Origin of the sequence: Mycobacterium sp. IDR2000157661, assembly GCF_022317005.1 — a bacterium.
In the GTDB taxonomy this organism is placed as follows: Bacteria; Actinomycetota; Actinomycetes; order Mycobacteriales; family Mycobacteriaceae; genus Mycobacterium.
The window spans coordinates 1,516,617-1,527,327 of record NZ_CP081006.1 but is presented as its reverse complement, the minus strand read 5'-3'; the positions used below and the strand labels follow the sequence as shown (position 1 = coordinate 1,527,327).

Annotated in this window: 9 protein-coding genes; 5 read left to right on the top strand and 4 right to left on the bottom strand. The window is 68.6% G+C overall.

Features of this window, described 5'->3' with window-relative positions; translation table 11 throughout:
• The first annotated feature begins 210 nt into the window (after positions 1-210).
• The 4 genes from K3G64_RS08335 to K3G64_RS08320 all read left to right on the top strand — a co-directional run bounded on the left by K3G64_RS08335 (position 211) and on the right by K3G64_RS08320 (position 3,494).
• Positions 211-783, top strand: coding sequence for a hemophore (locus tag K3G64_RS08335; protein ID WP_238890345.1), 573 nt, complete (start codon positions 211-213; stop codon positions 781-783).
• Positions 784-963: 180 nt separating this feature from the next.
• A complete protein-coding gene (locus K3G64_RS08330; RefSeq protein ID WP_238890344.1) occupies positions 964-1,365 on the top strand; it encodes a heme-binding protein in 402 nt (133 codons plus the stop codon).
• A 54-nt stretch (positions 1,366-1,419) separates the two neighbouring features.
• Positions 1,420-2,088 carry a response regulator transcription factor gene (locus K3G64_RS08325; protein WP_238950518.1) on the top strand — a complete coding sequence of 223 codons (669 nt, stop codon included), beginning with the start codon at positions 1,420-1,422 and terminating at the stop codon, positions 2,086-2,088.
• An 80-nt stretch (positions 2,089-2,168) separates the two neighbouring features.
• The gene (locus tag K3G64_RS08320; protein WP_238950516.1) at positions 2,169-3,494 is read left to right on the top strand and encodes a HAMP domain-containing sensor histidine kinase; all 1,326 of its coding nucleotides are present in this window, start codon (positions 2,169-2,171) and stop codon (positions 3,492-3,494) included.
• On the opposite strand, the gene K3G64_RS08315 is transcribed toward K3G64_RS08320, so the two are convergent.
• From K3G64_RS08315 to K3G64_RS08305, 3 genes are read right to left on the bottom strand one after another with little or no spacing between them, the layout of a single operon-like run.
• Positions 3,450-3,815, bottom strand: a complete 366-nt coding sequence (locus K3G64_RS08315; RefSeq protein ID WP_238890343.1) for a DUF3054 domain-containing protein — start codon at positions 3,813-3,815, stop codon at positions 3,450-3,452. The two genes, K3G64_RS08320 and K3G64_RS08315, sit on opposite strands and share 45 nt — an antisense overlap.
• The gene (locus tag K3G64_RS08310; RefSeq protein WP_370647176.1) at positions 3,802-5,019 is read right to left on the bottom strand and encodes a M23 family metallopeptidase; all 1,218 of its coding nucleotides are present in this window, start codon (positions 5,017-5,019) and stop codon (positions 3,802-3,804) included. The genes K3G64_RS08315 and K3G64_RS08310 overlap by 14 nt, the downstream gene beginning before the upstream one ends.
• Before the next feature lie 2 nt (positions 5,020-5,021).
• Positions 5,022-6,089, bottom strand: coding sequence for a lysylphosphatidylglycerol synthase transmembrane domain-containing protein (locus K3G64_RS08305; RefSeq protein ID WP_238890339.1), 1,068 nt, complete (start codon positions 6,087-6,089; stop codon positions 5,022-5,024).
• Between the two features lie 76 nt (positions 6,090-6,165).
• Here K3G64_RS08305 and K3G64_RS08300 point away from each other — a divergent pair, with 76 nt between their 5' ends.
• Positions 6,166-7,302 (top strand): AI-2E family transporter, encoded by a 1,137-nt coding sequence (locus tag K3G64_RS08300; protein ID WP_238890337.1) that lies wholly within the window; start codon positions 6,166-6,168, stop codon positions 7,300-7,302.
• A gap of 54 nt (positions 7,303-7,356) precedes the next feature.
• Here the strand turns inward: K3G64_RS08300 and K3G64_RS08295 are convergent, their stop codons facing one another.
• Entirely contained in the window at positions 7,357-10,677 is a 3,321-nt protein-coding gene (locus K3G64_RS08295) for an efflux RND transporter permease subunit (protein WP_238890335.1), read from the bottom strand.
• Positions 10,678-10,711 lie beyond the last annotated feature (34 nt).

The following is a 10,711-nucleotide window of genomic DNA, read 5'->3' as shown; positions in this document are numbered from 1 at the left end:
CTCGCGATCCGGTTCGGCGGCGTTACCGACCCCGCCGAGCGACCGGCGTTCACCTGTGGGTTTGCTTGCTCGATTGGCCAGCCCGACGGCCCGGATGGCAGGATGTGCAGCGGCCGTTTCGGTCGGTTCGGTGGTCGGGGGGCCTTTGCCGACGATCGTTTAAGCGTTTGCGGGTTGCTCAATCCGTTCGCAAACCGTTAGGAGTTCTCGATGAAGACGACCTGCGTGGCGATTCGCCGCGGTTTGTTCGGTGTATTCGCTGCGTCCGCAGCGGGCGCCGGCGTGGTGGTCGCGCTCGCTGTCCCGTCGCTGCCGATGACGCCGTCGGCGACCGCTGCGCCGGATCCGTGCGCCGCGAGCGAGGTCGCCAAGACCATCGGATCGGTGGCCGACTCGACGGGCGCATACCTCGAGGAGAACCCGCAGACCAACCAGGCGCTGACGACGATCTCCCGGCAGCAGGGCGGCCCGCAGTCGTTGGCCGCGCTCAAAACCTATTTCGACGCCAACCCCGAGGTGGCCGACGAGATGCAGCGGCTGCAGCAGCCGCTGGCCAGCCTGTCCGGCCGGTGCAAGCTGCCGCTGACGCTGCCCCAGGTGATGGGGCTGATGCAGGCTGCGCAGCAGGGCGGCGGCCTGCCGGCGAGTTTGCCGGCAGGGTTGCCATCGGCACAGAACGTGGGGCTGCCCGGTGCGGGTTCGGCGGTGCATTCACCGGCGGCTTCCTCGGCGTCGCCGGGTGCCGGGACGGCTCCCGGGGCGGCAATCGCCGGTCTGCCCTGATCGGTTGCGGTGCACATGGCGTCGCACCGGGCGCACTGAGCTGCGGTTTGAGGGTTTTCTGGCATTCGTTTGAGCGCAAGGCAAGAAAGTCGGCCGACATTCTGCTTAGCTTTTGAACGTTGGTCCAGGTCGTCGACCGCCCAGGTTGCGGCCATCCCACCTCCGATGAAGGAGCTGTCCATGTTGCTCTCGGCCCGTACCGCGCGGCGCGCGGTTGCTGGCGCGGTCGGCACCGGTGCTGTTGCCGGTGCGATGTTCCTTGGTGCGATGCCTTCGGCGATGGCTCAACCCGCTCCGCCGCCGCCACCACCGCCCAACTGCACCGCGGCCGATCTCGCCGGTGTGGCCTCCGGTGTCTCGGCGGCGACGTCGGCATACCTGTTCAGCCACCCGGACGTGAACTTCTTCTTCACCAGCCTCGAAGGCGTGCCCCGCGACGAGGTGCAGGACGACGTCCGGGCCTACCTGGATGCCAACCCCCAGGTCAAGGCCGACCTGACCGGCATTCGGCAGCCGCTGGTCGACCTCAAGAACCGCTGCGGCGACACCAACGGCGACGGCCTCGCCGATCCCATCAACTGACGCGTGCCGCCTGTGCCGCCCGCGCAGCACGAGGGCGCGGGCCGCACGGTGCTGATGGTCGACGACGACCCGGACGTGCGGACTTCGGTGGCGCGCGGACTGCGCCATTCGGGGTTCGACGTCCGGGTCGCCGCGACCGGCAAAGAAGCGCTGCGGCTGTTGAGCACCGAATCGCACGATGCGCTGGTCCTCGACGTCCAGATGCCCGAACTCGACGGCGTCGCGGTGGTCACGGCGCTGCGCGCGCTGGGCAACGACATCCCGATCTGCGTGCTGTCCGCCCGTGACACAGTCAACGACCGGATCGCCGGCTTGGAAGCCGGTGCCGACGACTATCTGACCAAACCCTTCGATCTCGGGGAGTTGGTCGCGCGACTGCACGCATTGCTGCGTCGTTCCGCGCACTCCGACGAGCAGTCCGACACAATGACCGTCGGGCCGGTGACCATCGACACCGCGCGCCGCCTGGTGTTCGTCGACGGCGAGCGGGTGGACCTGACCAAGCGCGAGTTCGACCTGCTGGCGGTGCTCGTCGAGAACGCAGGCGTGGTGTTGAGCCGCCAGCGGCTGCTCGAGATGGTGTGGGGCTACGACTTCGACGTCGAGACCAACGTGGCCGATGTGTTCATCTCCTATCTGCGACGCAAGCTCGAACGCGACGGCCTGCCGCGGGTGATCCACACGGTGCGGGGGATCGGGTACGTGCTGCGAGAGGAGCCGTGAGGCGAGCTCGCGAGCCGAACAATGCGGCACCGAGGCGAGCTCGCGAGCCGAACGATGCGGCACCGAGGCGAGCTCGATTCCTGCGGTCGGCATCGCTGCGCACCCGGGTTGCCGTCGCTTCGGCAGCCGCGGCAGCCGCCGTGGTCGCCGGTTTCCTCGTCCTGATCTCCGTCGTGCTCGCCAACAACGATGCCGCACAACTGGATCGGCGGCTGGACTCGATCGTCGACGCCAGCATGTTTCCCGAACAGCTGCAGGATCCGCGGCGGGTGCTGACCACCGGCCGGTCGCGATCCACCGGACAGGTGGTGTATCAGCGGGGCTTTCAGCTGCCCGCGCTGCCGCCGGGCACCGAAACCGTCGAGGTCAACGGCGTCGAGTACCGCGTCCGGACCATCCCCGTCGAGCAGGACGGTGGCGTGCTGATGTCGATCGGCATCCGCGCCGACAGCATCCTGTTGAGTCCCAGGAGGATTCCGCTCTATACCGCCGTCGGTGTGATCACGGTGCTCGGCGCCGCGGGTTTGGGCTGGCTGCTGGCCGGCCCGGCGATCCGTCCGCTGCGCAAGCTCACCGAGCACACCAAGCGGCTGGGCAAGGGCAACGAGCAGATGCCGGAGGTGCGTGGTGTACGCGAAGCCGAGGACCTGTCCGAGGCGATGTCGGGGATGTTGCGCCGGCTGGCTGCCGCACAGCAAGCCACCACCAATTCGCTTCAGGCAGCGCAGGATTTCGCCGCCAACGCCGCCCACGAGCTGCGCACGCCTCTGACCGCCATGCGCGCCGACCTGGACACGCTTCGCATCCACGACCTGCCTGCCGAGGAACGCGACGAGGTGGTGGCCGATCTGTCGCGCGCCCAGCGCCGGGTGGAGGCTCTCATCACCGCGCTCGGCCAGCTGGCGTCCGGCGAGCTCGCCCAGGCCGAGGACCGCGAAAGCATCGACCTCACCGAGCTGCTCGACCGGGTGGCGCGGGAGAACTGGCGGCCAGGCGGGCCCGTCGAGGTCGAGGTGGAGGCCGACGACGACCTCGGCGAGATCTGGGGCTGGCCGAGCGGACTGCGGCTCGCGGTGGACAACCTGGTGCGCAACGCGATCACGCACGGCAAGGCCAGCCGCATCGTGCTGGCGGCCCACCGCAGCGACGGCACGGTCATGATCGTCGTCGACGACAACGGCTGCGGGCTGCCTGCCGAGGAGCACCAGACGGTGCTGGGCAGGTTCTCCCGCGGCAGCACCGCCGCCGCCGGTGGTTCGGGTCTCGGGCTGGCCCTGGTGGCGCAGCAGGCGGCGTTGCACGGGGGCAGCATCGAGCTCTCCGACGGGCCGTTAGGCGGACTTCGTGCGACGTTGACCGTGTCAGCCGCGGGTCATCACCCGCACCGCTCCGCGCCAGCCGAGTAGCAGGACAGCCGTCGAGATAGACGCCACCACAATGAAACTCGGCGCGGTTCCGGCCGACGTGAGCTTGCGCAACACCATGCCGACCACCACCGTGGCCAGCCACACCACGACGCCGGTGGGGAACAGGGAATAGGGTCGGCGCCAACCCGTCGACGCCAGCCAACCCGCCAGCGTGCCGGCCAGAAACGGCCACGCCGTCTCGGCGATGCCCGCCGGGCTGAGGCCTTCGGCGTGGCTACGTCGGCCGACGGTACAGAAAACGACGACGCAGACCAAATCGGTGACCAACGCCGCAGCCACCGGACGACTATTGGCCGTCATAGGTCATCACGTCCAATTCCAGTGGCATGACGTCGGTTTCGTCACGAGCGGTGAAGCCGGGCTGCATCCTGGCAGGCCCGCCGACCAAGAGGTCGTCGAGGTCTTCGAGGGCTGTGAGGCGGTCATCGAGCCGGAACTCGTTGAACACGAACGGCAGTCCGTCCGATCGCAGTGGGTCGGGCGTGCTCATGACGTGGAAGTGCAGGTGCGGAGCACCCGAGTTGCCGGTGTTGCCGACGGTGCCGATGACCTGGCCGGCCGTCAGTCGGTCACCGGGATTGACCTTGGCGGTGCCCGTCTTGATGTGGGCGTAGAGCGCGTAGTTGCCGTCGCCGAGGCTCTGCACCACATGGTTTCCGGCGTACTGGTCGAGTGGCAAGCCGGTCGGATTGGTCCCGGGGACCTGTTCGGGTAGGCCGTCGCGCACCGAGACCACCTCTCCGTCGGCGACGGCGTGGATGTCGGCGCCGAAGTACGGGTAGCTGCCGAGTTGGGCCGGGTCGCCGGTGGTCAACCGGCCTGCCTCGTCGAGTTGGAGGTAGTCGATCGCGAATCGCTCCGCACCCCAGAGTCGGCCGTTGATCGGGTTGAGTGCCGTGCGGTGGGCGCTGGTGTCGCAGCAGCCGTCGCCGTTGACCCAGTTCGGCCCCCGTAGCGGCGGGTCGATGACCACGGGCTTGCGGCTCTGCACGGTGACGGGTGCCAGGTCCACGGTCTGCGTCGCGGGGAACAGCGGGGGCTGCGGCTGCGAGTTCGACAGCGAGACGGCATGGGTCAGCCGTGTCGGCACCGGCGCATCGTTCTCGAGAGTGACGTCCAACCAGATCGCCGCGCTCTGTGCCGGGCCGATTTTGGCTGTGGGCGTGGCTGTTCCGAGGAGTCGCGTCCAGTCGGTGAGCTCATCGCCGCTGAGGCTGAGCAGTGCGGTGTCGCGGTCGAGCACGGTCAGCGACCTCAGCGTCACATCCTCGGCCATCACGTTGGTCAACCGGATCTCGTACACCAGGTGTGTCTTGCCGTCGGTGGCGGGCACCGGAATCGGTTCGGTGACGGCTTCGGCGATCAGCGGTGTCGCGACAGACGGCACCGGTCCCTGAGTCGGCCCGGCCGCGGGGGTGTCGGCGGGCCCGGGCTGCGGCAGTCGATCGGCGTTCGGGGCGCAGGCTGTCAGCAGCACCGCGGCGCCGAGCACCGCGACGGGCATTTTCATGCGCGGGGTTCTGGAGCGGCGTCGGGGTCGAGGTTGGTCTCGGTGCGGAACAGGAAGAAGAACACCACCCAGCCTATCGCCGCGATGAAGATCCAGCTGACCAGCCGATAGATCAGCATCGCCGAGATCGCCGACGCCAGCGTCATGCCGCTCGAGACGAGGCCGGGCACCAGCACCGCCTCCACCACCAGCAGGCCGCCGGGCATCAGCGGTATCGAGCCGACCGCACGCGCCGCGACGTAGGCCACGATCACCCCGAGCAGCGACGGCTTGCCACCCGCGGCGTAGCAGGCGAACAGCAGCGTGCCGACACCCGTCACCAGCGTGCACATCGACCAGACGAACGCGACGCCCAGTTGGCGCCTGTTCAGCTTCACCGACTCGAGTTGTTGCAGCGTCGCACGCCACTTGACCAGGCCGTTGTGGGGCGGCTTGCCACGCACGTAGTTGATCCACGACAGCACCCGCACGCCGACCCCGTCGAGCAGATCGGGCCGCGAGGCCACCGCCTGCGCGAGCACGATCAGCATGATGAAGCCGGCCAGCGTGAAGATGAACGAGAACGGGTTGTGCCTGGCGCCGAGGAAGAACGCGCTGCCCAGGCCGAGCAGGGCCAGGCTGATGACCTGCAGTGCGCCCGACATGACCAGCTGCCAGGACGCGATGACCGGCGTGGCGCCCCACAGTCGCTGCTGGCGGTAGATGAACGTCGCCGACAGCACCGGTCCACCGGGCAGCGTCGTGCTCAGGGTGTTGCCGGCGTAGAAGGCGGCCTGCGAGCGCCACTGCCGCACCGGCACCCCGGCCGAGCGCAACAGCTTGCGCTGGATGTCACCGAAGAAGTGCATCGACAGCAGTGCGGTGCCGATCGCGGCCAATGCCCACCACCAGTCGGCGGAGTAGAGGCTCTGCCACGCCTTGGCGAGTTGGTCCCATACCAGGCCGAGTTCGACGGCGAGCACCACGACGGCTACTGCGAGGACGGTCCACCGCAGCCACCAGTACTTTCCGCGCGCGGGCCGCCCCTGGCTACGGGCTCCGGTCGCAGTCGCGTTGTGGGCCACGCCATAGAGAGTAAGGCGTGGCGCGGCCGATCCCGCAGATCCGTCCGGGCCGGGCGCAGGCCGTTACGCTATCGGGATGCCCGCCGGCTCATTCACCGATGACGAGGCGGTCACGCCGCTCGTCCGCAAGGCTGCGGCCTGGTCCTGGCGCCTGCTGGTGATCTTCGCGGCCATCGTCGTGCTGCTGTGGACATTCAAGCGCCTGGAGATCATCGTCGTGCCGGTGGCGCTGGCGACCATCCTGGCCGCCCTGTTGATGCCCGCCGTCGACTTCCTGGACCGGCGCGGCGCGCCGCGCGGTGGTGCCGTGGCGCTGATGCTGCTCGGTGGCTTCGCCGTGGTCGGGGGCATTCTCGCCTTCGTCGTCAGCCAATTCATCGAGGGCACACCGGCGTTGGTGGACCAGGTCAGCCAAAGTATCGACGGGGTGCGCGACTGGCTGATCGACGGCCCGCTGCACCTGAGTCGAGAGCAGATCGACAACGCGGGCAACGCCGCGATCGAGGCCCTGCAGAACAACCAGGCGAGGGTGACGACAGGCGCGCTGTCAACGGCCGGCACCGTCACCGAGATCGTGACCGGCGCGGTGCTGGTGTTGTTCACGTTGATCTTTCTGCTGCAGGGCGGGCGCAACATCTACCAGTTCATGACGCGCATCGTCCCGTCGAGCGTTCGCTCCCGGGTGCGCGACGCGGGCCGCGCCGGGTTCCATTCGCTGATCGGCTACGTCCGGGCCACCTTCCTGGTCGCGCTCGTCGACGCCGTCGGCATCGGCACCGGCCTGGCGATCATGGGGGTCCCGTTGGCGCTTCCGCTGGCATCGCTGGTGTTCCTGGGTGCGTTCATCCCGCTCGTCGGCGCGGTGATCGCCGGCGCCCTCGCGGTGGTCGTCGCGCTGATCGCCAAGGGTCTGATCTACGCGGTGATCACCGTGGCCCTGGTCATCGGCGTCCAGCAGCTCGAGGGCCATGTACTGCAGCCGCTGGTGATGGGCCGGGCGGTGTCCATCCACCCGCTGGCGATCGTCCTGGCCATCGCCGGCGGCGGCGTGCTAGCAGGCATCGTCGGAGCGCTGCTGGCCGTGCCGGTGCTGGCGTTCCTGAACAGCTCGATACGTGTGCTGGTGGCCCCGGATCCGGAAGCCGAACAGGAGGCGCTGGAATATGACGCGGGGCCGCTGGTCAAGGCCGAGGCCGACGACGTCGAGGAGTAACGGCTCGCGATCGGGAGGCCGCCGGTATTGGGGTCAGCGGTCCCGGCGGCGAACCTAGATCCGGCCTTCGCGGCGCAGCAGGTCCTGCGCGCTGACCCCGCCGCCGCGGCGCTTGCGCTCCTCGTCCTCACGGGTGTTCAGCTTCTCGGTCGCCGCGTCGGCGTCGTCTTTACGCTGCGTCGGGATGGCCGTCGTCGCGTCGGCATCTGCCCCGCCTTCCGGAGGGGTGCCGCGCTGTGCGGGCGTCGGGATCGCGGTGGTCGGCTCATCGCCCGGCTCCGGACGTGACGGCCGTTGCTCGGGCATCGCCCTGGTCGACTCGGCCGACGGCCGCTTCGGCGGCGCGGGAGGGGCGGGTGGCGCGGGCGGCGGCGTTGGCGCTCCGGTGCCGCGAAGTTCGCCCAGCCACGACTCGATCTCCCGTTCCTCACGCGGCCGGGCCTTCGGTACGGGCGGCCGGGCGGCGTCGCGGGTGGCGGCCGCGGCGTTGGTGACCGCGTTGCGCACCGCGTTCTTGGCGATCGACAGGCGCGTGGTCTGCGGCTCGTCGGACGGTGCGTTGGGCGGCTTCGCGGCGCTCGGCAGGCGTGTGGTGCCCGCGTCGGACGGGTCGTTTGCGCGCGGCGGGCCGGCCACGCTCGTCGCGCCGGGGCGAGACGACCCCTCGACGGCGGGATGTGTCGGATCGTGCGGGGGTCGCGGCCGGGGCGGCACCGGTGCGCCCGCGCCGACCAGCGCCCGTTCGTCCTCCACGGTGTCGCGCACCGCGGGCCGCCTGCGCTCGTCGGGCAGTTCGGTCTCACCGAGTCCCAGCCGCTCCTGGATCCGCTTCATCCAGCGCGGCGCCCACCAGCAGTCGTCGCCGAGCAGCTTCATGATCGCGGGCACGAGGAACATCCGGACGATCGTCGCGTCCAGCAGCAGCGCGATCAGCAGACCGAACGCCAGGTACTTCATCATCACCAGGTCGGAGAACACGAACGCGCCCGCGACGACCGCGAGGACAAGGGCCGCGCCGGTGATCAACCGGCCTGTCGTCGCGGTGCCGATACGGATGGCCTCGGCGGTGGACATTCCGCGTTCGCGCGCCTCCACCATGCGTGAGACCAGGAACACCTCGTAGTCGGTCGACAAACCCCAGATCACCGCGATGATCAGGCCGATCATCGGCGCCATCAACGGCTGCGGGGTGTAGTTCATCAGCCCGGCGCCGTGCCCCTCGACGAACATCCACGTCAGCACGCCCATCGTCGACCCCAGCGTCAACGCGCTCATCACCGCGGCCTTGATCGGCAGCACCACCGAGCCGAACGCGAGGAACATCAGGATCGTGGTGGTGACGATCAGGATGGTCACCATCAAGGGCAGCTTGTCGAACAGGCTGTGGATCGAATCCTGCTCGAGAGCGGGGGTGCCACCGACGGAGATCGTGAGACCGCGCGGTGGGGTGATGGACCGCAGTTCGTCGATCTTCTTCGAGGCGTCGTTGCGGTCGATTAAGCCGTTCTGGATGACGCGCACCGATGGGTCGCTCGATTCCCCGCCGCGCGGTTGCCACATCTTCGACGGGTCGCCGTCGGGCTCGATGAAGCCGGGGATGGTGAGCGCCTTGTTGCGGATCTCCGCGACCTGCTGGTCGGTCACCGGCTCTCCGTCGGTGTTCTGGATGACCATCGTCAGCGGCTCGGTGCGGAAGCCGGGGAAGGTCCTGTCGAAGTCCTCCTGCGCCGATCGCACCGGGTTGTCGGGTGGCAGGTACTTCTCGCTGATGCCGCCGAGCGAGAGCGAGCCCAGCGGAATGATCATCAGGATCATCACGACGACGATCGGCGCCGCGAACGCGATCGGGCGCTTCATGACGCGGTTGACCAGCTTGCCCCAGAAGCCCTTCTCGACCTCGGCGCGCGTCTTGGTCTTCTGCGTCTTCTCCGCGAGCCAGTTCAGCCACCACACGATCGGGGTCCGCGCCAACGGCACGTAACGCGCGAGCGCCACCCCGGCCACGACGACGGCGACGAAGATCACGATGCCGAGCAGCACCCAGTACAGGGCCGTGCCGATGACGTCGGCGTCCCTCATCGCGACGATGCCGTACGCGAGCCCGCCCAGCAGGGTGAGGTAGCCGAGGGTCAGACCGATGAGGGCGTACTGGGCGCCCTGCTCACCGGTCTCCTTGATGCGCTTGCGCGCGATGTGGCCCAGCGCGATGCCGACGGGCGGGAGTAACAGCCCGGCGGGGATCGAGGCCAGCGCCAACGTGTTGGTGTTCGGGTTGCCTGCAACGGGCGTGGTCGAATCCGGCTGGGCGAACTTCAGCAGCCACCGCACGCCGAGCGCATCCACCCGTGGTCCGAGAATGCCCAGCGCCGCGGGTAGCAGGGTGACCGACAGGATCGCGGCCAGCATCACCGACGCGATGATCGCGTACGTGATGGACTTCAGGAAGCCCTGCGGGAACAGCAGCAGCGGCACCGACGAAGCGACCAGGATGACCGCGGAGAACATGATGGTGCGGCCCGACGTCATCACGGCACGGCGAACCGCGGCCTCGGTGTCGTAGCCCTCGGCCAGCTCTTCGCGGAAGCGGCTCACCATGAACAGGCCGTAGTCGACCGCGATACCGAGGCCCATCAGCGTGACCACGGGTTGGGCGAAGAAGTGCACCGGCATGAACTCGGCGAACAGGCGCATGATGCCCAGCGCGCCCGCGATGGTCAGGCCGCCGATGATGCCTGGCAGGGCCGCTGCGATCACGCCGCCGAACACGAAGAACAACACGACGCACACCAGCGGGATGGCAGCCACCTCGGCGCGCCGCTGATCCTCGCCGATGGTGCCGGTGAGCTCGCTGGCCAGGGGGTTGAGGCCGGCGAGCTGGATGTTTCCGTCGTTGATCTGCTGCAGCTCGTCCTCGACGGCCTGATAGTTCTTCAGGATCGTGTCGTCGTCGTCGCCCTTGAGCGGGATGGACACGAACGTCTTCGACAGATCCTGGGTCTTCATCTCCTGAACCGTCGCGAGCGTGGTGGTGGGCGCCTTCAGCCACCCGACCCACGCTTCGACCTGGTCGGGATTGTCGGCCACCAGCTTGTCGAGTTCGCTGGTGGTCTCACGCATCCACTCCGGGTCGTCGACCTTCTTGCCGTCGGGCGGTGTCAGGATCGCGACGACGTGACTCGTCCGGTCTCGTCCGTAGGCTTCGTCGGCAGCGATCGAGGCCGCCACCGACTGGCTGCCCTCGTCGTAGAAGCCGCTCTGGGTGACGTGATCTCCGAGGCTGATCCCGTACACGCCGCCACCAAGGCACAGTGCGACCATGATTCCGATAACCGCGTATCGGAACCGGTACACCGTTCGACCCCACCAGGCGAACACTCAAGCTCCTTAATTCACAAGATCTCTAGGCGAC